The following is a 26,479-nucleotide window of genomic DNA, read 5'->3' on the forward strand; positions in this document are numbered from 1 at the left end:
TTAGGCTGGAGGTGGACATACACCGTCGAAAGGCCATTTTTGCTCTCCGTACAGCAGCTCCTTGTGAAGGGCCGGCGCGACGATTTGCTTCCGCCCACCTCTCTGCGGGTCGGCCGGGGTGAGCTCCTCCTCGTCACCGCCGAACGCCAGGACCAGCGGACAGCCCTTGCCCTGACCATCAGCGGGCGTATGAAACCCACTGGCGGCCGGATGTCCTGGGACGCCAACGAACGCACCAAATCCCTCCGCCTCGCGAGCGCCCTGGTGGATTCCCCCAACGTGAATGAGCCCGAGCAGCACCTCAGTGTCCGGGACCTTGTCACCGAGGACCTCGCCCTGATCCCCCGCCGCTACCGGGGCGCGCTGCTGAGCAAGCCCTGGCTCAAAGTCAACAGTTTCGAGGACATCGCGGACCTGTGGACGGAGCAGCTGGCGCCGGACCGGCGCATTGAACTGCTGACGGCCCTTGCCCTCGCCAACCCGCACACGGACCTTTTGGTGGTGGACTCCCCCGACAGGCACGGTGCCCACGCTGCGGACTGGCTCCCGCGGCTTGAGGAGCTGGCGTACGACGCCGGCCGGCCGCTCGCCGTCGTCGTCACCGTTACTGCCCTCCCGGCAGGGTGGACGGGACCGGCCACAGTGATCGGCAACGCCGTCCCGGACGTGGACGAAGCGCCCGATGCGCCGGCTCTCACGGACGAAGAAACCGAATCCCTCTTACTCGAAACCGAGGATGCCAAGTGACCGTGCTGCGGCTGGCCCGTTCCGAACTCAAGCGGATGACCGGTGGGTTGCTGCCGAAGCTGACCATCCTGGCCCTGATCATGGTGCCGCTCCTGTACGGGGCCGTGTATCTGTACGCCAACTGGAATCCCTACGGGAACCTGAACCAGATCGAGGCCGCCCTGGTGGTTGAAGACACCGGCGCCACGTCCAGCGACGGGACCGAGCTCCAGGCGGGCAAGAAGGTGGCGGACGGCCTGGTGGAGGGGAACGTCTTCAACTGGCAGGCGGTCCCGTCGGCGGCCGAGGCCGACGCAGGGGTCAGCAGCGGCAAGTACGCGTTTGCACTGAAAATCCCGGCAGAGTTCTCCACGAACCTGGTCTCACCCGGCAGCTTCGATTCGGCCAGCCAGGCGATGCTGAATGTCACCACCAACGATGCCAACAACTACCTGCTGAGCACCATCGTGGACAAGCTGACCACCGCGGTGCACACAACGGTGGCCAAGGAAGTGGGCGAAGAGACGGCGAACCAGCTGCTCACCGGGTTCGGCACCATCCACGCCCAGATGCTCAAGGCCGCCGACGGCGCCGGGCAGCTGACGGACGGCGTGGCCACCCTCCGCGACGGGACTGTCACGCTGCATACGGGCACCAGCGAGCTCAGCGCAGGAGCCGGCGAGCTGTACAACGGGCAGCTGAAACTGCGGGACGGGGCCAATCAGCTGACCGACGGCGCCGGGCAGCTCAGCAGCGGGCTCTCCGTCCTTAAGGACAGCACCGCCACGCTGCCCACCGACACCCGGACGCTGGCCAACGGCGCGGCCCAGGTGGCCGCGGGGAACGCGCAGCTGAACACCAAGGTCCAGGACGTTGTCACGCAGCTTGATGCCGCGGACCAGGGGCTCCGGACGCGTGTGATCGAATCGAATGCCCGCCTGGTCGCCTCCGAAGTGATCACCCAGGTGCAGGCAGACAAAATCCTGGCCGACTTCGATACGGTGGCAGCCTCCAGCCCCGTGGCCGCGGCGAAAACCCGGATCCAGACCGACGCCACCCAGATCCAGCAGCTCGCGGACGGCTCCGAAGCCGTGAGCGTCGGCGCAGCCCAGCTGGCCACGGCCACCCCCGCGCTGAAGGAGGCCATTGTTCAGGCTTCCGGTGGCGCTGACCAGCTCCACACCGGGGCGGCCACGCTGGCCACCGGCGAGCAGACTGCGCTCGACGGCACCGGACGCCTCGCGGAAGGGGCGCAAACGCTCGACGCCGGTGCGGGGCAGCTGGAAGCGGGGGCCGGCACCGCCGCTGACGGCTCACGGACGCTGGCCGACGAAATTGCCAAGGGCGCCGGGCAGGTGCCCAACCCGGACGATTCGCAGAAGAGCAGCCTCTCCGAAGTGATTGCCGATCCTGTTGCGGTCAGCAACGTCTCCCAGGCGAAAGCCGATTCCTACGGCGCGGGGCTGGCACCGTTCTTCCTGACGCTCGCCTTGTGGATCGGCATCTTCATGCTGGTCCAGGCGATGCGGCCCATCACCCAGCGGGCCCTGGCGTCGAACGCCCCGGCCTGGAAAATCGCCGTCGGCGGCTGGCTTCCGTTCCTGGCCGTTTCGGTGGTGCAGGCGAGCCTGCTGACCCTCGTGGTGAACCTGGCGTTGGGCCTCAACCCCGCGCATCCGGTGCTGATGTGGCTGTTTATGCTGGCCGCGGCCATGGCGTTCAGCGCCATTATCCAAGGCATCGTGGCGCTGCTGGGGTCACCCGGCAAGCTGGTGGTGCTGATCCTGCTGGTGCTCCAGCTGGTGTCCTCGGGCGGCACGTTCCCCTGGCAGACCACCCCGCAGCCACTTCATGTTGTCCACGAAATCCTGCCCATGGGCTACGTGGTCACAGGCATGCGGCACCTCATCTACGGCGCGGACCTGTCCGGGATCGTGCCCACTGTCCTGGGGCTGCTCGGCTACACGTTGCTGGGCGCGGCGATGTCCACGTTTGCGGTCCGGAAGCACAAGTACTGGACCCTCAAAACGCTCAAGCCGGAGATCGCGGTATGAGCCCGCCCGCGCCGGGATCTGGGGTGCCTGAGCCTGGCGTGCATGATCCTGGGGTGCATGATCCCGTGGGGCACGATCCCGCCATGCACGGTCCCGCCGAGAAGAAACTCCGCCCGGCCCGGACCAATGCCACCCGGCAGAAGCTCTTCGACGCGTCCATGGAGCTGATCGGCCAGCGTGGCGCAGCGGGTGTCACTGTGGACGAGATTGCCGCGGCGGCGGGCGTCTCCAAGGGCACGGTCTACTACAACTTCGGCAGCAAGTCGGACCTGATCGCGCAGCTGCTGCGGCACGGCGTAGACATCCTGAAGACACGCCTGCTTACCGAGGCGGGGCAGCCCGGGGCCGATCCACTGGTGGCCATGGAGGCAATGATCGGCCAGGCCATGGATTTTATGGACGATTACCCGTCCTTCGCCCGTTTGTGGGTGAGCGAAAACTGGCGGACTCCCAGCGAATGGCGGGACACGTTCGCGGTGCTCCGGTCTGAACTCCTGGCGGTCATCGGCGCTGCCATAGAGAACGTGGCTGCCGTCTATCCGGTGGACGAAACGGTCTCGCGGGGCAGCCTCGAAACGGCGATCTTTGGCGCCTGCTTTGTGGTGGGGCTTGACCGGCAGACCTACAACCCAGAACGCACCCGTGACCAAAGCGTTGCAGCAATCATGGCAATCATGCGCGGCTATGTCGTGAAGTAGCAGGGATGATTGGACACATGCGCCACATGGGTAACAGCGGGAAGTTCGCCGTGATCGCGGCCGTCGCCGCCTTGGGCATGCTGGTGCTCACCGCCATCACCCTCGAAGAGGCCGTGATGGTCACGTTCCTGGGCCTGGTTGCGCTGGCCTATGTTGCGGCCGTGGCGGAGGTCCTGGCCCGGGGGCGCCACTTTGTATTGGTGGCCACCGCTGTGGGATCCAGCCTCACCATTGCCTTCTCCCTTGCCTTCGTCAGCACCTGGGAGCTGGCCTTCGCCGAGCAATCGTCGATCTTCGGCACACCGCTCCCCACCGGGGATCCGGACAACTACTTCTACTGGGGTGGGGCCTCAGCGGTGGCCACGCTAGCGGTCCTGTTCCTTGGCGCAGTCTGGCCGGCGGGCAGGCGGTTGGGGACTGCCAAACGGAGGCCCTCGCCAGCCAAGCGGCGGCCCGCTTCCGGCACTGGCCGCCCTGCTGCGCGGCGCCCGGCAACCGGAGCCACCGCGGCCCGGGGCGCGGCACCCCGGGGTGCCGCCAGCGGTCAGCGCGCGTCAGGCTCCCGTGCGCCCGCCCGGATGCCACCCTCAGCAGCCAAGCGGCCGTCGTCGTCCGCCTCCCCGGTCCGCAAACCGGCACCCAAACCGGGCACCAGGACGGGCGCCAAACCGGCGCCGCGCCGCTGACCCAGCCGCAGCACCTGCCGGCCGCGTCCGGTGAGCACGGCAGTCGCCACCCCGCCCAGGAGGAGCAACCCGCCAGCCAGTTCCGCCGGCGTCGGCACCTCCCCCAACGCCAGCCAGGCCGCGCTCATGCCCACCACGGGAACCAGCAGCGTAAAGGGCACCACGGCCGACGACGGATAGCTGGCCAGGAGCCGGTTCCAGATCCCATACCCCACGAGCGACGCGAAAATGGCTGTGTACAGCGCACTCAGGATCGTGGCCGGCTGGAGGTCTGCCAGCGTGCCGAACACCGCGTCCGGCCCGTCCACCAGCAGCGACAGTCCGGCGAGGGGCACGGGCACCACTGCGCCGGACCAGACCACCAGCCCCAGCCCGGAGGCGGCCTTGGCCTTCCGCGCAATGACGTTTCCGGCCGCCCAGGACAGCGCGGCTCCCAGGACGATGATGAGCGGGAGCACCGGTGCCACGGCACTGCGGCCGACGGCCACCACGGCCAGCCCCGCAACGCCAAGAACGACGCCGGCCAGTTGGCTCCGGCTGGGGCGCTCGCGCAGGAACCCGGCGGCCAGGAGGACAGTGAGCAGCACCTGCGCCTGGAGGACAAGGGAGGCGAGGCCTGCCGGCATGCCCAGCGCCATGGCCAGGTAGAGGAGGCCGAACTGGCCCGCGCTCATAAAGACGCCGACGCCGATGATCGCCTTCCAGCTGACGTCAGGCTTCCTGATAAAGAAGATCCAGGGGAAGACCACCAGGAGGAACCGCATTGCCACAAACAGCAGCGGGGGAACCTCACGGCCGTTCGCATGCAGGCCGAAGTCGATGGCCACGAAGTTCAGGCCCCAGAGAACGGCGACCAGGGCGGCAAGGAGGGAGTGTCGGAGATTCACGGTCCCACTCTTGCAGACCGTCAGATGAAGCACCAGCGTTGAATTCTGCGTCGAATCATGTACGTTTGCTTCATGATTGAGATCGGCTCACTGCGGGCCTTGGCGGCGATTGAACAGCACGGTTCGGTCATAGCGGCGTCGGAGGTAATTGGCTTCAGTCCGTCGGCAGTCTCCCAGCAGATCAAGAAGCTGGAGAAACAGACCGGATTCCCCGTCCTGGAACGCCGCGGCCGCGGCGTGCTGCTGACCGAGCGGGGGCTCACGCTGGCAGCGTACGGCCGGCGCATCCTGTCGGAGCTCGAGGAACTGGAATCCACCCTGTTGGCGGATCCGGCCAAACCGACCGGGCACCTCAAGGTTGTTGCCTTTTCCACGGCCTGCAGGGGCCTCGTGGGGCCGCTGCTGGGCAGGCTGGCTGCATCCGGAGCGGACCTGGACCTCAGCGTGCTGGCCGAGGACCCGCGGGAAGCCGTGGCGCGGGTGGCCAACGGGGAGGCGGACCTGGGTGTGGTCCACAACTGGAACTCCGTCCCGCTGGTGATACCGGAGCACATGAAACTCGAGTGGCTGTGCGAGGACGTAGCGGACGTCCTGGTGCACCGCGACCATCCCTTGGCAGGACGCGGCCAGGTGGAACCGGCGGATCTGGTGGACGAGCGCTGGATCAGCACGCCGCACGGAGCCATCTGCAACGAGGCCCTACTGAGGATCTTCGCCGACCTTGGCCGGGTGCCGGACATCAGGGTCTACGATCCAGACTTCGCAACCCACATCGCACTGGTGGAGCAGGGAGCCGTTGTGGCGCTGGTCCCCCGCCTCGGCCGGCCCGTGCTGCCTGCGGACGTCGTCGGCCTGCCCCTGGTCAACCCCACGCAGGTCAGGCAGGTGGGCATCGTGTACCGCCGCACCATGGCGGCCAGCCCGGGCATCCAGCACGTCGCCGGACTGCTCCGGGAGGTCGCCGGGTCCCGTGGGGTCGCCGGGTCCCATGGGGTCAGTGGATCCCGTGAGGTCGGTAGGTCCCATGGGGTCAGTGGATCCCGTGGCGTTAGTGGGCTCGCGGGACCTTGAGCCCTATGGCGTCAGTGCGCCCGCGGGACCTTGAACTTGGTCAGCCGGGCGTCCTGCCCATCCAGCTCGGCCCAGGATTTTTCCGTTTCCAGCACCGTGAGGGCGCTGGTGGGGTAGCGGGTGGCGGCGTCCATGTAGGCGTCGTGGTTTGAGTCGCGGGAGGCCAGGTGCATGGCGAGGTCCTGGACGCCAGGCATATGCGAGATGAGCATCAGCGTGGTGACGGTATCAGGCACGTGATTGACCACGGCGAGCATCCGCAGCGCAGAGGCGGCGTAGAGTCCGTCCTCAAGTTTCGGCGTCGGGGCCTTATCCCCCAGTTCAGAGCACACCCAGGTGCAGGTCTGCCGGGTGCGCAGCGCACTGGAACACAGGATGAAATCCGGGAGGATGCCGTGTTTGACCAGCCACTTGCCGGCCAGGGGCGCCTCGCGGTGCCCCCGTTCCTCCAGCGGCCGCTCATGATCCGCCACACCGCCGGGCCAGTCGGACTTGGCGTGCCGCATGATCACCAGGCGTTTGATGTGGTGGTCGCTCATCCCCCAAGCCTAGACCCGCAAGACCCACGGCGCCGCCCGTCACGCCCAGCACGCTTTTGGCGGGACAGAGAGTCCTGGCCCGCGGAATGCCGGGCCCGACCTCGGCAACGTAAGCCAAAAGCATGCTCCCCGTGACAAACCCGGGCCACACCGCCGTCGAATCAGCTGCGGAGGCCAACACCCGCTGGTCCCGAACGCACAAAAGCGGCATTTCGCGTAGTGCCGCATCGCCGACTGAGGAACGAAGGAGGTGTCTAAGGCACGGCGAAATGCCGCTTTGGTGCGTCGCTGAAGGACTAGATCGAGTATTCCGGAGCGGCCCAGACAATCACTTCGGGGTGCTCGTAGAAGCGGTAGCCCTGGCCGCGGACGGTACGGACGGTGTTGGCGAGGCGGCCCAGCTTGGAGCGGAGACGGCGGATGTGGACGTCGATGGTGCGCTCGTTGGGGACTTCCTCGGCGTTGCGCCACAGGCCCTCAAGCAGTTCATCGCGGCCAACCGTGCGGGTGCCGTTTTCCACCAGGTAGTTCAGGAGTTCGAATTCCTTGAAGGTCAGGTTCAGGGATTCGCCGTCCAGGTGGACTTCGCGGCGGGCGAGGTCGATCAGGACGCCGGACGGGCGCGGGTCCTGGGGCTGCTGCAGCCGGGCAGTCTCGGCGCGCTTCTGCGCGTTCACGGTGGGGTCACCAAAGGTGGAGCGGACGACGTCGAGCGCGGAACCGGGGGTGCCGGCCGGGGCCACGGCCACGGCCGCGTAGCTTTCAGCACCGGTCACGAGTGACTGCGCGTATGCGCGGATTTCCTGGGCAAGTTTGGCAATGGAGGTTCCGGCAGCCGCCGCGGTCTCCTCGTCGATGCCCATGTAGAGGACAAATCCGCGGGCCACGGTGTCATTGGCGACCGGGCGAACACTGCTGGGTCCCGCGATCACCGGAGTGGGCGCGGTCAGCGGCGCGGCTTCGGCAGGCTGGACGGCGCGGAGCTGGCCGTAGGAACTGGGGTTGTAGCCCTGGGGTGCGTAGCCGGGGGCAGGAAAGCTGGCTCCGGGGGCAGCCGGGGCGAACGCCGGTCGGGCACCGAACCCCTGGCGGAGGCCGGAAGCCTGGCCGGCCTTGCCTGCGTTACGGACGGAGATGTGGACGTATCCGGATGCAACTGACATGAATGCTTACCTCAATGTGAATGGCCGTCATCGCGGCTCGAATGCTGGTTGTCCCCGCAATGAAATCTGGGGATGGCGCCCTACGCTGGGCTGGGGGCGAATGCCTAAGAACTTCGTGGGGTCTGAAGATCAGGCGTGCATTCGACAACAGCGCATGTCGGCAGCAGCGGATGTGCTGGGCCAATATTCTGCGGCTGCAGGTGCTGTTGAGTTCTTGTTCACAATTGAAAGTGTGCAACGTAACAATGAAAACTTGCAAGTAACAATGGGTGCAACGTTCCGCATACTGAGACAAAATGCGGATTTGTGTTACAGATCACCATTCTGATTTGGCGGCAAAATAGGAGTTGTTGTCCGCCAAGGGTGCGTAAATGGCCCTCTCCGGCGAACAATGTTCGCCCTTTCGCCATACCAAGACCTTCAAATTCACCGGCCAATTACTTGCCAAGATTCCCTGCTGGGTTTTGCCGCCTGTCCAGCGGAGAAGGCGGCCGCCTGAGGATTATCGGCGTCCCGCCCGGCCGCCCAGATCGCCCATCCAGCTCGCTAGGCTGGGATTCACAGCGTGCGCACAGGAACCCCATAGCGCGGGCTAACCGAATGATCGGAGAGTTGTCCCATGGCCACTTCGCACTCCATGACCAACAACCTTCCCCAACTGACCCACCCGGACGGCTCCCCCATCCGCGCCCTGGTGGTTGACGACGAACCCAGCCTTTCCGAGCTCATGAGCATGGGGCTGCGCATGGCCGGCTGGTCTGTTGCCGTGGCTTCGGACGGCCCGGAGGCCGTCAAGCTTGCCAAGGAGTTCCGCCCGGACGTCCTGGTACTGGACGTGATGCTGCCAGGGTTCGACGGCGTTGAGCTGCTGGGCAGGATCCGCGCCTTCGCGCCCGAGGTACCTGCGCTTTTCCTGACTGCCAAGGACGCTGTCCAGGACAGGATCGTGGGCCTGGCGGCCGGCGGGGACGACTACGTGACCAAGCCGTTCAGCATGGAAGAGGTCCTGCTGCGGCTGCACCGCCTGGTCCAGCGCTCCGGCGTTGCCGCGATGGACACTGCCGAACTTGTGGTGGGCGATCTTATCCTCAACATCGACACCCGCGAAGTGACCCGTGCGGGCGACGCCCTCCAGCTCACCGCCACCCAGTTCGAGCTGCTCCGGTACCTCATGGAGAACCCCAAACGCGTCATCAGCAAAGCCCAGATCCTGGACCGCGTCTGGAACTATGACTTCGGCGGCCAGGCCAACATTGTGGAGCTCTACATCTCCTACCTGCGCAAGAAAGTGGATGCAGTGCACCCGCCCATGATCCATACCGTGCGGGGCGCCGGCTACGTCATCAAGCCGGCTGAGTAGCAGCTCCATGTCCTCGCCGCGAGCAACCCCAGCACCAGCCCGGAGCTGGCTGAAACCGGACACCTGGCATCTGCGCACGCGCCTGATCCTGTTGGCCATGGCCCTGCTGGTGGCCATCTGCGGCGCCGTGGGGCTGTTCAGTTACGCGTCCATGGATTCCTTTCTCACCGGGCAACTGGATCAACAGCTGAGCCAGGCCGCCAAACGCTCGAACGATCCGGGCCGCCCGCCCCTGGGCGGATTCAACGGCAGGCCGGACCCGCTTGACTCCCGCGGGCAGAGTGTCGGAACGCTGAATGCGCGGATCCTGGACGGCCAGATCCCCAGTGGCGGTTTCCTGGACTCGGACACCACGCGCCTGGCCCTCGACGCCGAGGACAAGCAGACCCTGCTGGCGCTGACGCAGTACGGCCTTCCCGTGAACCGCTCGCTGTCCAACGGGGATTACCGGATTGTGGCCGTGCAAACCGGCTACGGCGATGTCCTTGTCACGGGCCTTCCGCTCGCCGCGAAGGAGAGCACGCTGGCATCGCTTGTGTGGACCTTTGTGTTTGTCTCCTTGGGCGGCCTGGCGCTGATCGGACTGGCGGGAACCGTGCTGATCCGGCGCACCATGAAGCCTCTGGAGCAGCTTTCCGAGGTTGCAACCCGGGTGGCCCGGCTCCCTCTGGACGCGGGCGAGGTGGCACTCGCGGTGCGCGTCCCGCCGTCGAACTCCAATCCCGGAACCGAAGTGGGCAGCGTAGGGCACGCCCTCAATCTGATGCTGGACAACGTCGCCAACGCACTCGAGGCGCGGCAGCGGAGCGAGACCAAGGTGCGGCAGTTTGTTGCCGACGCTTCCCATGAGCTGCGCACCCCGCTGACCGCCATCCGCGGGTACACGGAGCTGATGCGGATGACCGAGGACTTCACGCCGGACGGCCGGAAATCCCTGGCCCGGGTCCAAAGCCAGTCCGAACGCATGACCACCCTGGTGGAGGATCTGCTCCTGCTTGCCCGGCTCGATGAGGGCCAGCCCCTGAAGCTCAGCGAAGTAGACCTCACACAACTCGTGATCGAAACCGTCAGTGACGAGAAGGTCATCGCCCCGGACCACCACTGGCGCCTTGAACTGCCTGACGAGCCGCTCGCCGTCACGGGTGATGGGTCCCAACTGCGTCAGGTGCTTGTCAACCTGCTCTCCAATGCGCGCAAGCACACGCCACCGGGGACCACGGTGGTCACCGCTGTCACGAAGTCTGCCAATGGCGGCGCAGCGGTGACGGTAACGGACGACGGCGGGGGCATCCCTGCGGAATTCGTTGACCACGTTTTCTCCCGGTTTGCCCGCGCAGACGCGGCGCGCAAGGGTACGGCGCCGGCCTCGGGCGCCGGGGCGTCCGAAGGCACTAGCGGCTTGGGCCTGTCCATTGTCCAGTCGATCATGGAGGCCCACGGCGGGAGCGTGGAAGTGACATCGCGGGCCGGACGGACGGAGTTCGCGTTACTCTTCCCTGCCGGCGCGCTGGCGCGACCCACTGACACCCGAGCCCAGCAAGGCGACACACCGTCGTCGTGATTCCTGTTACCAAAATGTGACTTAAGCTTCCAGCTCCTGTAGCGTCGATGAGGTGTGGTTCCCGTTTGGGCCGCATATCCGGATGACGCCAAGCTCTGCCGCTTCCCGGATTCCGTTTTCAGAGGCAGAGGCGGGGGACCCACCGTCCCGGGCACCAAGTGCCCTTTGGGGTTAAGCCAACACGTGATTGTGCCGTGTGGCCGGATGCCCTCATCCGAACCCGACAGCTAACTCCGCAGGTGTGAGAGGCGATCCATCATGTCTGAATTCAAGGTAGAACCGCGCCCGCAGGGCGACAACAAGTCCGATAGCCACCGCAAGCAGACCCGCTTCGGCGCAGCTATGTCCCCACTTTCCAAGGCCGCCCGGATTCCCTCCGTGGGCAAGCGCGTCGCGGTGTTCGCCACCGCGTGCGCCCTGTTGGTCGGTGTAAGCGCCGCAGCACACGCTTCCGAGTCGGCCTCGCTTGCGGCCAGCGCCAACCAGGCCGCCGAAGAAGAGAACGCCCAGTCGAAGCTCAGCTTCGAAGCGGCTGAGATCCAGGCCCCGGCCACTCCGGAAGCGGCTCCGGCTGAAATCAACGTCGCGCCCCAGGCCGCCGATCCGGCACCTGCCCCGGCACCGGAACCCGCTGCCGCTCCTGCTCCGGCCCCCGAGCCTGCCCCTGTTGTGGCCGTCAACGATCCCGCAGGAGCCCAGGCGTACGCGGCGGGGCAGCTGGCAACCTACGGCTGGTCCGCTGACCAGATGCAGTGCCTGCAGACGCTGTGGACCAAGGAATCCGACTGGACCACCACGGCCACCAACGCCAGCAGCGGCGCGTACGGCATCGTCCAGTCATTGCCCGCTGAGAAGATGGCGAGCGCCGGCGCGGACTACGTCACCAACTACCGCACGCAGATCAACTGGGGCCTGAACTACATCCAGGAGCGCTACCAGTCACCGTGCGGCGCGCTGAACTTCCACTTGTCGCACAACTGGTACTAGGCCGACTGAGCGGCGCCGGCGGCTGGCGTCGCTGAGCTGCGCCGGCGGATCACGAAAGCGATCCGCCGGCGTCAAAGCCGGAAAGAAATGAGCTGCCGTCCCGCGGCGTCCGTTTCCACGGAGGCGGTCACGGCACGGTAATCCGCGATATGCAGCACGCCTGCCGGCAGCTCGCCCGCATTGGGACCCACGGCCACCGTCCGGATACCGGCGGCAACGCCTGCCGCGATTCCGGCGGGCGCATCCTCGAACACCACGGCGTCCTCCGGATTGACGCCCAGCAGACCGGCGGCCATCAGATAGCCTTCCGGGTGCGGCTTGCCCCGTGTGACCAGGTCCGCCGTCACGGCCGTGGCCGGCATGTCCAGCCCGGCAGCGTCCATGCGGATGTCCGCCAGGGTCCTGTCCGCTGAAGTCACCAGCGCCACTGCCTGGGCCGGGAGGCTGCGAAGCAGGTCGGCAGCCCCCGGCAACGCGATGATACCGGCTGTCCGCACCCGTTCCATGGCGCCCAGTTCCGCAGTGAGCGCTACGACGTCGGCTCCCTCCGGCGCGAACCGGCGTACGGTATCGGCAGCCTGGACGCCGTGCGAAGTGCGCAGGATTTCGGCGATGTCCAGGCCGTACCGGGCCGCGAATTCTCCCCAGACCTCCTCCACTACTGCCGTGGAGTCCACCAGTGTGCCGTCCATATCGAAAAGAACGGCCCGGCAGGTCAGTGTTCGTGTGGCGGCAGGTGCTCGTGTGGCGGCAGGTGTGGGGATGTTCATGCTGCCTATTTTGCCTTAGCCGTCGCGACCCCAGGCGCCGCGCCCTTAGGCGTCACGGCCCGGGATGTACTGCACCGCCCACTTGTTTCCGTCGGGATCCGCGAAATAGACGAAGTGCCCCCAGGCCTGGATGTCTATGTCGCTGACCTCCACACCGTTGCCCTTGAGGTGGTCGTGGGCAGCCTGGATGTCGCTGACCACCATCTGCAGGCTTGGGGCCGTACCCGGAGGGGCGTCATTGAGGCCCTCGCCAATACAGATGGAGCAGGCGGATCCCGGCGGGGTCAGCTGGACGAAGCGGATGCCATCCATGGGCCGCTCGTCGAAATCCGGGTTGAATCCAACTTTGTTGACGTAGAAATCCTTGGCGCGGTCAACGTCGGATACGGGCACAAAAACGAGTTCAAGTTTCCAGTCCATGCGCCACAGGCTAACGGCGGCGGCAGGAAAGCGGAAGACTTGAATCCTTGAGCAGCCCCGTCCTAGCCGGCGATGCCGTACAGGCGGTCTCCGGCGTCGCCCAGCCCGGGAACGATGTAGGACTTCTCGTCGAGCCGTTCGTCAATGGAGGCCAGCACGATGGTGACGTTGGCCTCGGCCAGTTCCTCTTCGAGCTTGGCCAGGCCTTCCGGCGCGGCCAGGAGGCAAATGCACGTGACGTCGGAGGCTCCGCGCTTGAACAGGAACTTGATGGCTTCGCGCAGGGTTCCGCCGGTGGCAAGCATCGGATCCAGCACAAAGATCTGCCGGTCCGTCAGGTTCTCCGGGAGCCGCTCCGCGTAGGTGATGATGTCCAGGGTTTCCTCATCGCGGGCCATGCCCAGGAAGCCCACCTCAGCGGTGGGGACCAGCTTGGTCATGCCCTCGAGCATGCCGAGCCCGGCGCGCAGGATGGGAACCACCAGAGGCGTGGGCTTGGTGAAAGCGGTGCCCACTGTGGTGCTGACCGGCGTCTCGATGGTGACCGGCTGGGTGCGGACCTCACGGGTGGCTTCGTAGGCCAGTAGGGTCACCAGCTCTTCCGTCAGCTGCCGGAAGACCGGTGACGGAGTGTTCTTGTCCCGCAGGACGGTGAGCTTATGGGCGACCAGCGGGTGGTCCACAACGAGAGTGCGCATGCGTCAAAACTATCACCCGCGCGGGCAGCGTCCGGCCGGGAATCAGCTCGACGGATCGTCCCGCAGGGCGGGGTGTTCGAACGTGGGGGCCGGGCCCGCGTGCTCCCGTTTCCGCAGCACGTGGAACAGCCGGTGCGCCAGGATCACCATTCCCACCCAGGCAAGGCCAAGGAACCAGCCGGCCATCACATCCGTCAGCCAGTGGTGGCCCAGGAACACCCTGCTCAGGCCCATCGCGATGAAGAAGATCACCCCGGCGGTGATGGCCGTGATGCGCGCCCACAGCATCTCGAACTGAAGGCACATCACGTACACCAGGACACCGATCACCACCGTCGTGTTCAGGGTGTGGCCGCTGGGGAAGGACGGCGAAGTCTCGTACGGCGGGACCGCTTCGGAATGGTCCGGGCGGGTGCGGCCCACCAGCCGCTTGCCCACCGTCGTTGCCAGTGTGGAGACGGCCGCTGCGCCGCCCACCAGGATGATGGGCCGCCAAGTCCGGCTCAGGAACGTGAGCCAGGCCGTCAGGATGCTCGCCAGAATGGGCATGCCGATGCCCCCGCCGATGTTGGTAAATGCCGTTACTCCGGCGGACAGCGCGGGGCTACGCAATTCCTGGGACAGTTCCAGCGCGGGCAGGTCCAGGGCGGCCAGTCCCTCTTCGTCCACCACGTTGTTATAAACCTCGGCGCCCAGCAGTGCCATGGTCATCACCAGTGCTCCCCCCACCAGCATCGTGATCCACAGCGCGGCATATGGTTTGAACCATTGGCCCAGACGGTCCATGAATCTGTCCACGATGCCTCCCCGGCGTCAATGCTTTGTAGGCTGGATATCCTTCGAAACTATCATTGAGCCATGGTCGCCGCAGAAAAGAACCACCTCGAATGGATGGGTCTTGCCCTGGACGAAGCCCGGCGCGCGCTGGCCACCGAGGACGTGCCCATCGGCGCGGTAGTAATTGGGCCCGACGGCGCCGTGCTGGGTTCCGGACGGAACCAGCGGGAAGAGCTGGGAGACCCGACTGCCCACGCGGAGGTGGTGGCCATCCGGCAGGCGGCTGACCGGTTGCGTGCCTTGTCCAAGCTCGACGGCGGCACCGGGGACGGCTGGCGGCTGGCCGACTGCACGCTCGTGGTGACTCTGGAGCCGTGCGCCATGTGCGCCGGCGCGGTGGTCCTGGCCAGGATTCCCCGCGTGGTCTTCGGTGCCTGGGATGAGAAAGCCGGAGCGGCGGGCTCGGTATTCGATATCCTCCGCGAGCGCCGGCTCAACCACTGGGTTGAGGTGTACGGCGGGGTCAGGGAAGAGGAGTGCGGAGCGATCCTCAGGGACTTCTTCGCAGTGCACCGCAGCCAGCTGTGACGGGTCGTGCTGTGACGGGTCGTAGGGGGCTGCAATTCGTCTCGGGCCTGCTGTAGCGCTCTCACCTGCCTGCACGACTCTCAGCCTGCGGCATCCAGGGCGTCGATCCTGTCCTGGCGCGAGGCCGGCGAGTCCAGGCTGAACGAGCGGAAGTCCCCCAGCTCGTCCCGGATCCAGGCCTCTACCTCGGCGATGCGCCGGGATACTGCGGGTGTGGCCCCGTCAAAGAGCCAATAGGCAATCCGTGATTTCCCGGGATCGTATTGCCACAGCCCGATGATCCGGCCGCGGTCGAAGATGGGATGATCCGGCAGGTCAGCCTGCAACGCCAACGTGGACCCCAGGACCTGCTTACCCTTGTCCTGCTCGGCAAACAGATCCCCCGAGTTCCTGCGGAGCAGGACCAACGAATCCGTGCCGGCCAGCAGCTGAATCTGTTCCTCCGCCGGCGCCTCGAACGACGCAAGCCGCCCGACGTCGTCGGGCATCATCCACAGCACCTCACCGTTGGCGGTGGGAACCTCCACCGCCCCAGTGGCGGCCAACGCTGCCTTCGTGTGGGCCAGGGTGAACCCGGTGAACCATTGCGACTGCTTGACCGTGGCGCCGCCAGTCCAGCCGAGATAGCGCTGCAGCAGGAGGCTGCGGGCGGCTTCGTCGTCCATGGCGGTGGGCGGCAAACCCCACAGTGTGTAGGCGTAGCGCTGCTGATCCAGCCGGCCGTTGGCGGGCACGCGCCGGATCCGGCCGTCCGCCTGGAGGAGGCCCAAGGCCGTGGGCAACGTGGTGGCCGCGCCCTTCTTTTTGCCCTCCTCGCCGAGGTTCCGGACCGAATCGCCCAGGAGATCCTTGAGCTGTTTGGGGTCCAGCGGGTGGCCGGCCTCGGCGAGGGCGTGGAGGATCTCCTCCTCCAGCAGCGTGATCTCGCCGCGCTCGACGCCCATTCTTGCCAGCACACGGAACGGCGCCACGGCAGCGTCCCGGCCAATCTGGAGGCCCCACGCGAAGTCCTCCTGTCCCAGCACATAGGTGCAGCCGCGGGCGGTGGGCAGCTCATGGATGTTCAGCGACAGGACGTCGGCATCCGCCCGCTCACGGCTAGTGCCGGCGCGGGCAAAGAGCGTGAGGTACGGGTTGGCGCCGCCGACGGAACGGGCCCAGCCCGCTCTGCTAAACACGTCGGCGGCATCCGCGCCCTGGAATGTGCCGTCGAGGCCCTGCTTGTGCCAGGCCCATGCCCTGAGGAGCTCCGGAGTGAGCACCTGAGGATCCGGGGCATCTTGGCTCGGGGCATCTTGGCTGAAGGATTGTGGGGTCACGGCTTGGGGGATCACAGCTTGGGGGGTCAATACGGCGGCGGAGGTCGGCAGCGTGGTCATGGCTTATTGTCCACCGGCCGTACGCGCAGCGGTAGGCATCCCCTCGGCGGAGATTTCTTCAGTGGGCGATTTGGCATGAGGCGTTTTAGCAGGCGTGCCGAGGATTTCCAGGATGTTCCGGGCGGTGGAGTCCCAGCCGGGCAGCCGTTCCCGTGCCGCCAGGGCAACGGAACGCCAGCCGGCGCGGAGGGATTCGTCCACCAGCCACTGCCGGATCACGGCAGCGAGCACGTCCGCGTGGTGGTCTTCAGGTCCGTTGCCACGAGGTGCGTCGCCTTCGGGTCCGGCGAGTCCGACGGCGGCACCTGGCACCGCAGATGTCCCGCCATCACGTTCACCACCACGCTCGCCGTCCGGTCTTCCCGCGAGCCTGCCGGCAAGTCTCCCGGCGAGTCTCCCGGCGAGGCCCAGCGCGTCCACGGCGCCGGTTCCCTCCCTCACGATGACGGGAATGCCGTGGGCCAGCGATTCCGTCACCACAAGCCCAAAGGCTTCGGCCCGCGACACAAGAAGGCTCAGGTCTGTCCGGTTCCATTCGTTCGCCAGTTCGGTCCCGGTGAGCTGGCCGGTCACGCGCACCCTGTCCTCCATTCCAGAGGAGGCAATGGCTGCCCGGACCTGTGCCGCATAGGCGGGATCGGCGTCGTACGTTCCTACCAGGGAGGCTGTCCAGGCGAGGTCCTGGAGCCGGCCCAGCGCGGCCACGGTCAGCAACTGGTCCTTGTTGGGCAGCAGCGCGGCCACCGCAATGATGTGGGGCGGGGCCGAACCTGACGCCACCGGTGCCGCGTCCGTCCCGGGCAAGACAACCCGGCTGGCGCGGAGCCCGTGCTTTTCTGCCGCCGAGGCCGCTGCGGACGAACTGGTGCAGATCACTCCGGCGGCCGCCCGCAGTGCCCGCCCCTCGCCGTCGGGGTGGCTGGGCGACGGCATATGCTGCAGGACCCAGGTGTGTTGTCCGGCGGCCGCGGCGTACTCCAGTTCGCCAGGCGCACCGCACGCAATCAGCCCGTCCACGAGGGTGACCGTTTCCGGGGTGATGTCCGCCTGCGGGGGGTCCGACCTTGGGTCCCAGGCGCCCAGCAGGCCGCCCAGCCGCCGTCGGTCTCCAGCGCTGGCGTCAGGCCACGAACCTTCCACCGCCAGCATCTCCACGGCAACCCCCAACGATCTCAGGCCTAGGGTGAGCCGCGCGTTGTAGACATTGCCGCCGGAGTTGTGGCGGATATTGGCGGGGACCAGGAACCTGACCAACATGGGATCAGGCGGACAGGTCGAGGGTGTAGGTGGCCCACGCGTCCGGATTTTCGCGCAGGGTGACGTCGATCCCCGCGAGCTCGCGGCCGTCGCCGTCGCCGTCATCCGTGAGCTTCGCTGCGACGGCGTGGGCGATGTATTCCGCGAGCGCCTCGGTGGTGCTGAGCTTCCCTTCGAAGTCCGGGTGTTCGTCCAGGTTTTTGTAGTTGAGGCCGGACAGCACGTTCTCGATGATGCCGCCGGCGGCTCCGATGTCCAGGACGATCGAGTCCTGGTTCAGCGCACGACGGCGGAACGTCACCTCCGCCACGAACGTCGCCCCGTGGAGGGCCTGGGCCGGGCCAAATACCTCCCGCGGGAGGCTGTGGGCGATCATAAAGTGGCGTCGGACGGTCAGGCTGAACACGGGCTATTTCCTGTCTTTGGCGTCGGATTCTGCGGGACTGTCTGCGTTGGGGTATTCGATCACATGGCACAGGGCTTCGAGCGTGCCGTCGGCTAGGTTCTGCACTACTGCCGGCAGGTCCGTGAACGGAGAGGCACCGGTGAGGAATACATCGAAGACCGGGTCCTTGAGGAGCTCAACAGCCAATTCCAGGCGCTCGGCCGTGGTCCGGCGGTGCCGCCGTGCCCGGGCAACCACGCCCACCTGGCTGGCCCGGATGGATAGCCTGCGTGCGTGAAAGTCTTCACCCAGCGGCAGCGTGATCTTGCGGTTGGCATACCAGGACATCTCGATGATCTCCCCCTCATCGCCGGCCAGCTGCAGGCTGCGTTCGAGGCCTTCCTGGGAAGCGGAGCAGTGGAACACGATGTCGCAGTCGGGTTTGGCATCATCCGGGCGGGTGAACTCCACGCCGAGCCTGTCCGCCAACTGCTTGCGTTCCGAGTCCACGTCCACGAGTTGCAGGCGGGCCAGCGGGAAAGTCCGCAGCAGGGTCGCCACCATTCCACCCACCAGACCCGCGCCGACGACGGCGATCCGGTCCCCCAGCCTCGGTCCGGCTTCCCAGAGGGCGTTGACGGCGGTTTCCACGGTGCCGGTGAGGACGGCGCGGCGGGCGGGGACGCCGTCGGGAATCCTGGTGAGGGCGTCGGTGGAAATGACGTAGCGGTCCTGATGCGGATTGAGGCAGAAGACTTTCTGGCCTGCCCATCCTTCGGGCCCCTCCTCCACGACGCCCACCGAGAGATATCCGAACTTCACGGGCGACGGGAAGGTACCCTCCTGGTGCGGGGCGCGCATTTCCGCAGCCACGCGGGGCGGGACGGAGCCTTTGTGCACAACAATTTCCGTGCCCTTGCTGATGCCTGAATACAGCGTACGGACCAAAGCTTCGCCGGGCCCGGGAGCGGGCAGGGCCTCGTTGCGGAGCTCGCCGTGTTCCGGGCCCGTGGTCCAGTATGCGGTCGCCTGCGCTTCTTTTCGTGACTTGGTCATCTTGCTTATGAATCTAGTCCGCGAGCGCTCTCCGCGACACCCACCCGGCGCGAACGGACACTTGGAGCCCTTGGAATCGGGGCCATAACTGTCCGTTCGCGCTGTTGATGGTTCGCACGGTTGATGGGAGGCAGCCCTGTTCTGCCCGCCCCGACTCTGCCTCAGACCAAATGCGGCCCTGCCGCCGCTTGGGGCTGGCGGTCAGACAGTGCTGTGGGCAGTGAAGTCCCAGTTCGGGTAGGGGTCTTCGGGCATGGGTCCGTCGGGCGGCGTGTCGTCCGGGAACAGCGCATAGTCGGACAGTTCATCGCCGGGCTCATTTGGGCCAGCCCGGTCAAAGTCGATGCCGTGAATATTGACGCCGTGCCGCTCTGGAGATGGGTCGTCCTCCAAGGTGCCGCCGGGAGTTTCGACTACGGGTGCACCTGGATATCTGAGTCCACGCGGATCAGCATGGAGAACCAGCTCTGACTTTTGGCCCGGCTGTTGTTGTGGCCGGAGTTTTGGCCACTGGGGTGGTTCCCAGTCGGGGTGTTCGCTGGCGTAGTGACGTCCGGTCGGTGATTTCCAGCCGGGTGGTTCGTTCTTGGTTGCGGTGGTAGGTTTCCAGGCCGTGGTGTGTCTGAGCCGGTGGTGTTTGTGGCATGGCTGGCCGAGATTGCTGATCCCGGTGCTGCCTCCTTTGGCCCAGGCGAGGAGATGGTCCGCTTCGTTGTCGAGGGACTGGTTGCTGCAGCCGGGGAACGGGCACTTCCCGTCGCGAAGTCTGAGCCATTGGCGCTGGGCTTTCGTGACCCGGTAGCTGGTCCGCCCGATCTCCAGCGGGGCACCGTCCCGCGGGTCGATCAGGACCCGGTGGAAGGACTCCGCACCGTTCGCTACGAGACGGCGGGCCATGGACGGCGGGATCGGGCCGTACCCGTCCAGCATGGCCGGCTCATCAGTGACACCTAACAGTGACAACACAGGGACCGTAACAAGTACCTGAGCCCGCGGCGACGGGACACCAGCAACCACTCCGCCGCCGTCGATATCTGCCTGGTCACCGGTGCCGCCGAGGAGCCAGGTGGCGGCGGTGTCGGCGCGGATCTGGCTGAGGGTCCGCCCTTCGTCCGGGCCTTGCAGGGCCCTGGCGGCTGTAGTGGTGCGGTCCCAGATCCCCGCGGCCTGATCGGCGGGCAGATACGCGCTGAGCCAGGCCATGCCATCACGGTCCGGGGCATACTCCAGGCGCCGGTCGGCTGCACTCCGGGTGTGGCGCTTTTCGATGCTGACCGGATGGTGGCGTTCCCGCCAGGTCCGGGCCTTGTGCCGGAACCGCCCGGGGACGAGCCCACCGGCCAGGCAACCCCGGGCAGGATTCACGGCGGCGGCGTCCAGGAAATGCGCCTCCAACGCCGCAGCGGCCGGCCGGTCAAGGTTGGTGGTTTCGTCGACCATGATCCGGGCATGCTGCCAGGAAATCTGCCCTGCCTGCAGCGCGGACAAGGTCAGGGGCAGCCTGGTGGTGAGTTGGTGGGCCTCGGCCAACAGCGCCCCAGCGGACCGTTCGCTCACCGTGAGCACGCACGCGACCTCCGCGACCACGGCCATCTCCTGTCCGGTGTTGTCCTCAGGTGACGTGGCCGGACCCGTCAGCGCTTGGGCAGCGTCGTCATAGTCGGCGACCGCCTGGACTTTCAGGGCCGCCATCTTCGCCTCCCCGCGGGCCACGGCAGCCAGCGTCTGCAGGGCGAGCTCGGACCTCCGATGCAGCGGATCAGCACCACCGGATCCCGAGGCCTCGACACCCTCACGGATCACAAACGCAAGCTCAGCGAAGGACACAGAAAGCGCCTCCGCCGTCTCTACAGCTGCTCTGCTATCCATACCCAAATCATCCCCGGAGGGTGTGACAATAACGGCGAGGCTGAAGGGCTATGTGCATAACCCTGATCACCCGACCTCAAGGTTGCCACCCGAACCGCCAGCCGCGACACTGCAGTTGAGAGCCTCAAGTGTCGCTCGGGCGCTGGAGTGGGCTTAAGGATCCCTTCGCACCATCCGGGGGCTGAACGCCTGCCGTTTTGTGGATGGGCGGTATGCTCCGGTAACCTATTCAGGTTGGTGACGTGTCCGAGCGGCCGAAGGTGCAACACTCGAAATGTTGTTTGGTGTCAAAGCCAACGTGGGTTCAAATCCCACCGTCACCGCCAATTGGCAAGGCCCCTGCTTCCCTTATAACAAAGGGAAGTGGGGGTTTTGTTTTGCCCCAAACTTAGCCCCTTGATTTGCTGACGTTGCCGTAGATCGTGGAGCGCGAAAACCTGAAGCAGGTCGGCGATGCGTTGGACAGTGTTGTTGCCGGCGCCAATACGCCGACTGGCGGCCGCCCCGTCGTCGAGGCGGCCGCCAGTGTCAGTGCGCTGCGGGCGTTAGTGCTCGGTACCTGCCGCAGCAGCCTTCCTGGCGCTCTTCTCGGCGTCCTTTTCGGCGCGCAGCGCCTCCGCCACGTGCTGCTCCTCGGCTTTTTCCTGGTGGATGACCTCTGCCAGGAGCTTCTCCATCTCCTTGGCCACGCCGGCGGCCGAGGCCGGGTTCTGGCCGGTCACCAGCCGGTCGTCGACCACGACCATTTCCTCAAAGATACCAGCGGAGACATGGGTAGCGCCCTGTTCCTCAAGCCGGTCTGCCAAAAAGAACGGGATGACCTTGTCCTTCCCTGCGGCAACCTCCTCGTCGTTGGTGAAGGCAGCGACCTTCCTGCCCTCGACCAGCCGAAAGCCGTTGGCCAACTCGACCTTAAGCAGTCCGGCCGGCCCGTGACAGACAGCGCCCACCACGCCGCCGGCGTTGTAGACGCTGGCTACGAGGTTCTGCAGGCCTTCGCTGTCCGGGAAGTCCCACATGGTGCCGTGGCCTCCCACGAGGAAGACGGCGTCGTACTGCTCGGGATCAACGACGTCAACGCGGGCAGTGTTGTAGAGACCGGCGCGTGTGGTCTCGTCCTCCGTGAAGGCGACCTGGATGGGATCTTTTGAGTCCACCTCGTCGCGCGGGGGCTGGCCGCCCTGGATGGACGCGAAGTCGACGAAATGCCCGGAATCCTTGAAGACCTTCCAGGGATGTGCGGCCTCGGCGACGTTGTACCCGGTCTTCTCTCCGGTATCACCGATCTCGGAAACGCTGGTCAGTACCATGAGGATTTTCTTCATGAAGTGCTCCTTCCGTCTAAATTCCACCCTACGCCCAGCCCAATTCGGGCCCTCCCCGTCTTCGAAGGCAAGGGCCTTGGCTGTACCCGGCGGACAGCTCCTCCGTCAGAGCTTGTCCGTCCTGTCATCTCCCTTGTGCCCGCCGCGCAGGTTTTCCTGGACCTTGCCGAAGAGATCCTTGATGGTGGATTCGGTATTCGTCAGCATGTCCGGCTGAAGGTAGACGTGTTGACTGCCCGGGAGGCTGTAACTGGACTGCAGGCCGCCGCTTCCTTCGACGCCCTGCAGGGCGATGGTCACGCCGCCTTCCTTGCGCGCAATGGCCGCGATTTTTCCGAACACCAGCGTGAATTCGTCTGGCTCAAAACTGACGGTCTGACCCACGTGGGTCCTGTTAAGTTCACTGGCCGGAATCGCTTTCTCGTTGCCAGTCCCTGAGTAGTTCATCACGTGCTCCCTGAGGTAGTTGGCCACTTACGCCAGCAGTCTAGCCCCGCCCCATGCCGCGGTACATGGCCCTACTGGATGCCTGCACAAACGACCGTAGCAAGAGTGGTCATATCCTCCATTGAGCAGACCAGAGCCCTTCGGGTTGTATGAAGTGGACCCGGCACACCTGCCCGGCACCCGATCCTTAAAGGAAGAACCGTGACTTCGATGACGAATCGCGTTAATGCCCCCGGCCAATGGGACGACGTCCAGGTGGGCGACACCGTTCTGCTGACCCGGAACGGCCACACCGAGTACGCCGGCGCCGTGGACAACAGGACAACGGACGGCGAGACCGTCTGGGTCAGGACGCCGGTGGGCGGCCGCAGGCTCTTCCATGTCAGCGACGGCTTCGAACTCACCTGGAGCCAGCCGTGACCGATACCTGCCCCGACGACTGCCATTACTGCTCAGGCCCGGAAACGGACTGAACCCAGCCACCGGTTGGGCAGCGCCCACCAGCCCTGCGAGACTGAGTCCTGAAGCCGACGTCGATCTGCCAGGAGCCACCGCATGACTCTCGAGAACAGCACCTCAGCCAGCCCAAACCGCATCACCGAATTGTTCGGCACGGACGTTCCGGTGGTGCTGGGCCCCTTCGGTGGCGTCTCTTCGGTGGAGCTGACAGCAGCCGTGAGCGACGGCGGCGGGCTGGGTTCCTACGGCCTCTACGGTTACGGTGCCGACGCCATTCGGAACACAGCTGCCGAGCTCAAGAAGGCAACGGCGAAGCCGTTCGCCCTCAACCTCTGGATTCCCACCGGCGACGAAGCCACCTCGCTCCCCCAGCCGGATTTCGACCACTACGTCGGGACCCTGAAGCCGTACTTTGACGAACTGGGCCTGCCGCTTCCGCTCATGCCGGACCGCTACCTGCCCGACTACGACGAGCAGGTGGAGGCAACCCTGGAGGCGGGTCCCGCCGTCGTCAGCTTTGTGTTCGGTGTGCCCGCGCCGGAACTGGTTGAAGCGGCGCACCGGCGTGGAATTGTCGTGGTGGGAACCGCCACCACGGTCGCGGAAGCCGTTGCCCTGGAAGCAGGCGGCGTGGATGCCGTGGTTGCCAGCGGCATGGAATCCGGCGGCCACCGCGTCTCGTTCCTGAAGCCCGCGGAGGAGTCCCTGATCGGAACTTTTGCACTGGTTCCGCAGGTGGTTGACGCCGTCGGGATTCCGGTAATCGCCGCCGGCGGCATTGCAGACCGCCGCGGCTACACTGCTGCACGAGCCCTCGGCGCCGAAGCGGTCCAGGTGGGCTCGGCGTTCCTGGCCACCCGCGAATCCGCGGCCGTCCCTGCATACCGGGCCATCCTCCACAGTCCGGCCGCGCGGGAAACAGTGCTGACAAGAGCCCTCAGCGGACGGCTTGCCCGCGGCATCCCCAACCGCATCATCGCCGAACTGTCAGAGCGCGCCATAGCCCCGTTCCCCGTCCAGAACTGGCTCACCGGCCGCTTCCGCCCGGAGGCAGCCGCCCAGGGAAACACGGAGCTTATGTCGCTTTGGGCGGGGCAGGCCACACCGCTGATCCGGCATGACTCCGCCGCTGATGTCCTGGCGGAACTGCTCGCCGGCAGTCCGGCTTTGTAAGCTCGATACATCCGCGGTTACCCCAGCCATCGAATGTGGGACGATCGCCTGTTGACACCGGAGGCAATCCTTGACCAAAAAGACCGGCAAATCCAAGAGCAAGGACAAGGACCGGCGGCACCTCAAGGCTGTTCCCTCGGCCCCCAAGATGCCGCTGCAGCTGGTCCTGAACCATCGGGCAATTGACTCGATGGCTGTCGAGTTTCTTCAATGGAACGCGGCTGAAGCCCCGGACCCGGCCGATGCCTTCGAGTGCCTCGAGCTGGTCAAACTCTTTCTCACTGCGCAACACGCCATCAATGGTTCGAGTTCAGCCACCGCTATCGACAGTGACGGCGTGGTGCAGGCGGCCGGTGCAATTGCGGCGTCGTTGGACCCCGACGACATGGACGAGGCCTTGGACGACATCTTCTTCGCCCTTCACTCGTACATCCATTTCCTGAAAGCGACCGGCCGCTGGAGCGGCTCGGACGCCGCCTACGAGGAACTCCATGCTGCGCTGGGAAACGGTATCGCCGCGGCTGTCCCGCAATTGCCGGTTATCCAGGTACCTGACCTCAGCGACGACCACCAGGAGGCTGCGTTCAATGCCATGCCGCTGATCCAGCATGCCACCTCCCTGCTGGACTGGATCGGAACCGGCAAGGAAATCACCAGCACGGGTGCCCTGCGGCTTAAGGACATCGAGCCGGCAGCCGCAGCCGTAGGAGTACATGCCCGTGGAAAGCGGGCCGCGAGTCGGACCCTCCCACTTTTCGATCTGGAAACTGCCGAGAGCCGGCCCAAAACGTTGCTGGAAGTCGGAACCATGCACGACGTACCGGTGCTCCGCGAGATCTGGTCAGCCCTGGTGGGGGCAAACCTCATCAGGCTCGGATCCACCAAAGCCGTTCCCGGCCCGGAAGTGGCCGCCTGGAACAGCACGAATACCGAGGAACGGCTGGACATCCGCCGGATGCTGTCGGTGGTCCTTTTGGTCGGAGTGCTCACCGACGAGGACCAGGGGTGGGACCAGGAAGCGGTAGCCGGGACACTGCTGGCCGTCCTCACATATGGCACCACCGATGAACCAATGCCCGTGGCGGAACTCGAACGGATGGCGTCGCCGGACCTTGAAGGCGCCTTGCTTCAGGACGTAGACCTTGAAGACACGGAACTCGAAGAAACGGACCTCGAAGAGATCTACGCGTCGTTCGCGGCCCTCCAGGCACAGCGGAAGCTGTCCCTGCTCGCCGAACTGGGATTAGTGGAGGCGACGACCGATTACCGAGTTCCCCCGGTGGCCATCCAGTGCCTCGAGCTGGCAATGGGTTTCTTGAAGTTGGCAGACGAGCCATCCGACGCCACAGAATCCCCGTCCAACGTGATCGCGCTGCACCGCCCGTCACACACCGGTGGCCCGCCCAAAGGCCGGTAGAATCTGAACGTTGCAGAACACTGGAAGAACGCGACTGAAGCCCGTCACCGGTGACCGAAATAAGGAGGATCCGTGCGCACCAACCACGCCCGGCCACCCTTCCATTTCCTTCGCGCCGCCTCCCTGTCCACGGGAATCCTGACACTTGCCGCAGGCGCCCACGTGGCCGGCGGCGGCGACCTTCCCGCCCCAGGCATCCTGCTGGCCGTGCTCGCACTGACAGTCCTGGCAGCCACCACGGCCACGAGGCTGCGACTCAATTTTCCAGCCATGCTCACTGTCCTCGGCGCGGGACAGTTCATCCTGCACGAAGCCTTCACGGTCTTCAGTTCGTCGGGTACCGCTGTAGGCGCTGCCGCCTCCGGGCTCCATAACGCCCACCTCGCCGGCGCCGCCGCGCCCGTCATCGCTGCCACCGGACACGTCCACGATTCCGGATCCGCGGGCATCCTGATGTTCCTGACCCACGCACTCGCCACCGGCGCGTGCGCCCTCCTGCTTACCAAGGGTGAAGCTGCGCTGTGGGCTCTGGCCGCGTGGCTGAGGCCCCTCGTCCGGCTCCCCGAAGCAGTAACGCCCGACGCCGGCACACCGCCGGCGGTGCCCGGCCCACCGGCGGTTCTCCCCCTCTGCCCCTGGCGGAACCTCAGGCAACACAGCCGACGCGGCCCGCCTTCCGCCGTCGTGCTTTCCTGACTCCGCCCGCACCGCACTTCCGCAGGCCGCG

At 66.0% G+C, this 26,479-nt stretch carries 27 protein-coding genes, 1 tRNA gene and 1 riboswitch; of the genes, 14 read left to right on the top strand and 14 right to left on the bottom strand.

Features of this window, described 5'->3' with window-relative positions; translation table 11 throughout:
- The first annotated feature begins 39 nt into the window (after positions 1-39).
- The 3 genes from AU252_RS06810 (at position 40) to AU252_RS06820 (ending at position 3,478) form a co-directional block, all read left to right on the top strand.
- Positions 40-747: an ABC transporter ATP-binding protein gene (locus tag AU252_RS06810; protein ID WP_099093374.1), complete on the top strand. Its 708-nt coding sequence runs from the start codon at positions 40-42 to the stop codon at positions 745-747.
- A complete protein-coding gene (locus AU252_RS06815; RefSeq protein WP_058930072.1) occupies positions 744-2,780 on the top strand; it encodes a YhgE/Pip family protein in 2,037 nt (678 codons plus the stop codon). The genes AU252_RS06810 and AU252_RS06815 overlap by 4 nt, the downstream gene beginning before the upstream one ends.
- An 83-nt stretch (positions 2,781-2,863) precedes the next feature.
- Positions 2,864-3,478 carry a TetR/AcrR family transcriptional regulator gene (locus AU252_RS06820; RefSeq protein ID WP_058932795.1) on the top strand — a complete coding sequence of 205 codons (615 nt, stop codon included), beginning with the start codon at positions 2,864-2,866 and terminating at the stop codon, positions 3,476-3,478.
- A gap of 544 nt (positions 3,479-4,022) precedes the next feature.
- Here the strand turns inward: AU252_RS06820 and AU252_RS06825 are convergent.
- Positions 4,023-5,051: an EamA family transporter gene (locus tag AU252_RS06825; RefSeq protein WP_058932796.1), complete on the bottom strand. Its 1,029-nt coding sequence runs from the start codon at positions 5,049-5,051 to the stop codon at positions 4,023-4,025.
- A gap of 72 nt (positions 5,052-5,123) precedes the next feature.
- Between AU252_RS06825 and AU252_RS06830 the strand changes: the two genes are divergently transcribed.
- On the top strand, positions 5,124-6,122 hold the full coding sequence (locus AU252_RS06830) for a LysR family transcriptional regulator (protein ID WP_083510558.1): 999 nt from the start codon (positions 5,124-5,126) through the stop codon (positions 6,120-6,122).
- An 11-nt stretch (positions 6,123-6,133) separates the two neighbouring features.
- Here AU252_RS06830 and AU252_RS06835 read toward each other — a convergent pair whose 3' ends face one another.
- Both AU252_RS06835 and AU252_RS06840 read right to left on the bottom strand, forming a co-directional pair.
- Positions 6,134-6,661 (bottom strand): SixA phosphatase family protein, encoded by a 528-nt coding sequence (locus tag AU252_RS06835; RefSeq protein WP_056342603.1) that lies wholly within the window; start codon positions 6,659-6,661, stop codon positions 6,134-6,136.
- 296 nt (positions 6,662-6,957) lie between these two features.
- Positions 6,958-7,824 carry a winged helix-turn-helix domain-containing protein gene (locus tag AU252_RS06840; protein WP_058930073.1) on the bottom strand — a complete coding sequence of 289 codons (867 nt, stop codon included), beginning with the start codon at positions 7,822-7,824 and terminating at the stop codon, positions 6,958-6,960.
- Here AU252_RS06840 and AU252_RS23805 point away from each other — a divergent pair.
- From AU252_RS23805 to AU252_RS06855, 4 genes are all read left to right on the top strand, one after another.
- On the top strand, positions 7,823-8,152 hold the full coding sequence (locus AU252_RS23805) for a hypothetical protein (protein ID WP_157768949.1): 330 nt from the start codon (positions 7,823-7,825) through the stop codon (positions 8,150-8,152). The genes AU252_RS06840 and AU252_RS23805 overlap by 2 nt on opposite strands.
- A 291-nt stretch (positions 8,153-8,443) precedes the next feature.
- Positions 8,444-9,184: a response regulator transcription factor gene (locus AU252_RS06845; RefSeq protein WP_058930074.1), complete on the top strand. Its 741-nt coding sequence runs from the start codon at positions 8,444-8,446 to the stop codon at positions 9,182-9,184.
- Between the two features lie 7 nt (positions 9,185-9,191).
- Positions 9,192-10,745, top strand: a complete 1,554-nt coding sequence (locus AU252_RS06850) for a sensor histidine kinase (RefSeq protein WP_058930075.1) — start codon at positions 9,192-9,194, stop codon at positions 10,743-10,745.
- Between the two features lie 100 nt (positions 10,746-10,845).
- Positions 10,846-10,998, top strand: a riboswitch (cyclic di-AMP (ydaO/yuaA leader).
- Positions 10,999-11,003: 5 nt separating this feature from the next.
- The gene (locus AU252_RS06855; RefSeq protein ID WP_058930076.1) at positions 11,004-11,732 is read left to right on the top strand and encodes a hypothetical protein; all 729 of its coding nucleotides are present in this window, start codon (positions 11,004-11,006) and stop codon (positions 11,730-11,732) included.
- 71 nt (positions 11,733-11,803) lie between these two features.
- Here AU252_RS06855 and AU252_RS06860 read toward each other — a convergent pair whose 3' ends face one another.
- The 4 genes from AU252_RS06860 to AU252_RS06875 all read right to left on the bottom strand — a co-directional run bounded on the left by AU252_RS06860 (position 11,804) and on the right by AU252_RS06875 (position 14,406).
- A complete protein-coding gene (locus tag AU252_RS06860) occupies positions 11,804-12,502 on the bottom strand; it encodes an HAD-IA family hydrolase (protein WP_058930077.1) in 699 nt (232 codons plus the stop codon).
- 45 nt (positions 12,503-12,547) lie between these two features.
- Positions 12,548-12,922, bottom strand: a complete 375-nt coding sequence (locus tag AU252_RS06865) for a VOC family protein (protein WP_058930078.1) — start codon at positions 12,920-12,922, stop codon at positions 12,548-12,550.
- Positions 12,923-12,984: 62 nt separating this feature from the next.
- Complete coding sequence (gene upp, locus AU252_RS06870) at positions 12,985-13,620, bottom strand: uracil phosphoribosyltransferase (RefSeq protein WP_058930079.1); 636 nt, start codon at positions 13,618-13,620, stop codon at positions 12,985-12,987.
- A gap of 42 nt (positions 13,621-13,662) precedes the next feature.
- Complete coding sequence (locus tag AU252_RS06875; protein ID WP_058930080.1) at positions 13,663-14,406, bottom strand: phosphatase PAP2 family protein; 744 nt, start codon at positions 14,404-14,406, stop codon at positions 13,663-13,665.
- Between the two features lie 72 nt (positions 14,407-14,478).
- On the opposite strand from AU252_RS06875, the gene tadA reads away from it, so the two are divergent.
- Positions 14,479-14,985 carry a tRNA adenosine(34) deaminase TadA gene (tadA, locus tag AU252_RS06880; RefSeq protein WP_058930081.1) on the top strand — a complete coding sequence of 169 codons (507 nt, stop codon included), beginning with the start codon at positions 14,479-14,481 and terminating at the stop codon, positions 14,983-14,985.
- Positions 14,986-15,065: 80 nt separating this feature from the next.
- Here the strand turns inward: tadA and AU252_RS06885 are convergent, their stop codons facing one another.
- The 5 genes from AU252_RS06885 to AU252_RS06905 all read right to left on the bottom strand — a co-directional run bounded on the left by AU252_RS06885 (position 15,066) and on the right by AU252_RS06905 (position 20,931).
- Positions 15,066-16,364, bottom strand: a complete 1,299-nt coding sequence (locus AU252_RS06885; RefSeq protein WP_083510297.1) for a DNA glycosylase AlkZ-like family protein — start codon at positions 16,362-16,364, stop codon at positions 15,066-15,068.
- Between the two features lie 3 nt (positions 16,365-16,367).
- The gene (locus AU252_RS06890; protein ID WP_083510298.1) at positions 16,368-17,621 is read right to left on the bottom strand and encodes a glycosyltransferase; all 1,254 of its coding nucleotides are present in this window, start codon (positions 17,619-17,621) and stop codon (positions 16,368-16,370) included.
- Between the two features lie 4 nt (positions 17,622-17,625).
- Positions 17,626-18,027, bottom strand: a complete 402-nt coding sequence (locus AU252_RS06895; protein ID WP_058930082.1) for a 6-pyruvoyl trahydropterin synthase family protein — start codon at positions 18,025-18,027, stop codon at positions 17,626-17,628.
- Between the two features lie 3 nt (positions 18,028-18,030).
- Positions 18,031-19,062, bottom strand: a complete 1,032-nt coding sequence (locus AU252_RS06900) for a zinc-dependent alcohol dehydrogenase (protein WP_058930083.1) — start codon at positions 19,060-19,062, stop codon at positions 18,031-18,033.
- 201 nt (positions 19,063-19,263) lie between these two features.
- The gene (locus AU252_RS06905) at positions 19,264-20,931 is read right to left on the bottom strand and encodes an HNH endonuclease signature motif containing protein (RefSeq protein ID WP_083510299.1); all 1,668 of its coding nucleotides are present in this window, start codon (positions 20,929-20,931) and stop codon (positions 19,264-19,266) included.
- Positions 20,932-21,167: 236 nt separating this feature from the next.
- Between AU252_RS06905 and AU252_RS06910 the strand changes: the two genes are divergently transcribed.
- Positions 21,168-21,257: transfer RNA gene (locus AU252_RS06910), tRNA-Ser, on the top strand.
- A 219-nt stretch (positions 21,258-21,476) separates the two neighbouring features.
- On the opposite strand, the gene AU252_RS06915 is transcribed toward AU252_RS06910, so the two are convergent.
- A complete protein-coding gene (locus AU252_RS06915) occupies positions 21,477-22,256 on the bottom strand; it encodes a type 1 glutamine amidotransferase domain-containing protein (RefSeq protein WP_058930085.1) in 780 nt (259 codons plus the stop codon).
- A gap of 105 nt (positions 22,257-22,361) precedes the next feature.
- Entirely contained in the window at positions 22,362-22,703 is a 342-nt protein-coding gene (locus AU252_RS06920; RefSeq protein WP_058932798.1) for a hypothetical protein, read from the bottom strand.
- Between the two features lie 210 nt (positions 22,704-22,913).
- On the opposite strand from AU252_RS06920, the gene AU252_RS06925 reads away from it, so the two are divergent.
- The 4 genes from AU252_RS06925 to AU252_RS06940 all read left to right on the top strand — a co-directional run bounded on the left by AU252_RS06925 (position 22,914) and on the right by AU252_RS06940 (position 26,448).
- Positions 22,914-23,123 (top strand): hypothetical protein, encoded by a 210-nt coding sequence (locus tag AU252_RS06925; RefSeq protein ID WP_058930086.1) that lies wholly within the window; start codon positions 22,914-22,916, stop codon positions 23,121-23,123.
- A 135-nt stretch (positions 23,124-23,258) separates the two neighbouring features.
- Positions 23,259-24,335 (top strand): NAD(P)H-dependent flavin oxidoreductase, encoded by a 1,077-nt coding sequence (locus AU252_RS06930; RefSeq protein WP_083510300.1) that lies wholly within the window; start codon positions 23,259-23,261, stop codon positions 24,333-24,335.
- 70 nt (positions 24,336-24,405) lie between these two features.
- Positions 24,406-25,752 (top strand): hypothetical protein, encoded by a 1,347-nt coding sequence (locus AU252_RS06935; RefSeq protein WP_058930087.1) that lies wholly within the window; start codon positions 24,406-24,408, stop codon positions 25,750-25,752.
- A gap of 72 nt (positions 25,753-25,824) precedes the next feature.
- Positions 25,825-26,448 carry a hypothetical protein gene (locus AU252_RS06940; RefSeq protein WP_058930088.1) on the top strand — a complete coding sequence of 208 codons (624 nt, stop codon included), beginning with the start codon at positions 25,825-25,827 and terminating at the stop codon, positions 26,446-26,448.
- Positions 26,449-26,479 lie beyond the last annotated feature (31 nt).

The sequence above is a fragment of the Pseudarthrobacter sulfonivorans genome, from assembly GCF_001484605.1.
In the GTDB taxonomy this organism is placed as follows: domain Bacteria; phylum Actinomycetota; class Actinomycetes; order Actinomycetales; family Micrococcaceae; genus Arthrobacter; species Arthrobacter sulfonivorans_A.

What these genes read in the sequence shown, in the direction of transcription:
- AU252_RS06920 (WP_058932798.1), bottom strand. Translation starts at nt 22,703, where the DNA reads ATGAACTACTCAGGGACTGGCAACGAGAAAGCGATTCCGGCCAGTGAA.
- AU252_RS06915 (WP_058930085.1), bottom strand. Translation starts at nt 22,256, where the DNA reads ATGAAGAAAATCCTCATGGTACTGACCAGCGTTTCCGAGATCGGTGAT.
- AU252_RS06830 (WP_083510558.1), top strand. Translation starts at nt 5,124, where the DNA reads ATGATTGAGATCGGCTCACTGCGGGCCTTGGCGGCGATTGAACAGCAC.
- upp (WP_058930079.1), bottom strand. Translation starts at nt 13,620, where the DNA reads ATGCGCACTCTCGTTGTGGACCACCCGCTGGTCGCCCATAAGCTCACC.
- AU252_RS06925 (WP_058930086.1), top strand. Translation starts at nt 22,914, where the DNA reads ATGACGAATCGCGTTAATGCCCCCGGCCAATGGGACGACGTCCAGGTG.
- AU252_RS06885 (WP_083510297.1), bottom strand. Translation starts at nt 16,364, where the DNA reads ATGACCACGCTGCCGACCTCCGCCGCCGTATTGACCCCCCAAGCTGTG.
- AU252_RS06865 (WP_058930078.1), bottom strand. Translation starts at nt 12,922, where the DNA reads ATGGACTGGAAACTTGAACTCGTTTTTGTGCCCGTATCCGACGTTGAC.
- AU252_RS06905 (WP_083510299.1), bottom strand. Translation starts at nt 20,931, where the DNA reads ATGGATAGCAGAGCAGCTGTAGAGACGGCGGAGGCGCTTTCTGTGTCC.
- AU252_RS06860 (WP_058930077.1), bottom strand. Translation starts at nt 12,502, where the DNA reads ATGAACATCCCCACACCTGCCGCCACACGAGCACCTGCCGCCACACGA.
- AU252_RS06855 (WP_058930076.1), top strand. Translation starts at nt 11,004, where the DNA reads ATGTCTGAATTCAAGGTAGAACCGCGCCCGCAGGGCGACAACAAGTCC.
- AU252_RS06890 (WP_083510298.1), bottom strand. Translation starts at nt 17,621, where the DNA reads ATGTTGGTCAGGTTCCTGGTCCCCGCCAATATCCGCCACAACTCCGGC.
- AU252_RS06850 (WP_058930075.1), top strand. Translation starts at nt 9,192, where the DNA reads ATGTCCTCGCCGCGAGCAACCCCAGCACCAGCCCGGAGCTGGCTGAAA.
- AU252_RS06930 (WP_083510300.1), top strand. Translation starts at nt 23,259, where the DNA reads ATGACTCTCGAGAACAGCACCTCAGCCAGCCCAAACCGCATCACCGAA.
- tadA (WP_058930081.1), top strand. Translation starts at nt 14,479, where the DNA reads ATGGTCGCCGCAGAAAAGAACCACCTCGAATGGATGGGTCTTGCCCTG.
- AU252_RS06820 (WP_058932795.1), top strand. Translation starts at nt 2,864, where the DNA reads ATGCACGGTCCCGCCGAGAAGAAACTCCGCCCGGCCCGGACCAATGCC.
- AU252_RS06845 (WP_058930074.1), top strand. Translation starts at nt 8,444, where the DNA reads ATGGCCACTTCGCACTCCATGACCAACAACCTTCCCCAACTGACCCAC.
- AU252_RS06840 (WP_058930073.1), bottom strand. Translation starts at nt 7,824, where the DNA reads ATGTCAGTTGCATCCGGATACGTCCACATCTCCGTCCGTAACGCAGGC.
- AU252_RS06835 (WP_056342603.1), bottom strand. Translation starts at nt 6,661, where the DNA reads ATGAGCGACCACCACATCAAACGCCTGGTGATCATGCGGCACGCCAAG.
- AU252_RS23805 (WP_157768949.1), top strand. Translation starts at nt 7,823, where the DNA reads ATGAATGCTTACCTCAATGTGAATGGCCGTCATCGCGGCTCGAATGCT.
- AU252_RS06900 (WP_058930083.1), bottom strand. Translation starts at nt 19,062, where the DNA reads ATGACCAAGTCACGAAAAGAAGCGCAGGCGACCGCATACTGGACCACG.
- AU252_RS06875 (WP_058930080.1), bottom strand. Translation starts at nt 14,406, where the DNA reads ATGGACCGTCTGGGCCAATGGTTCAAACCATATGCCGCGCTGTGGATC.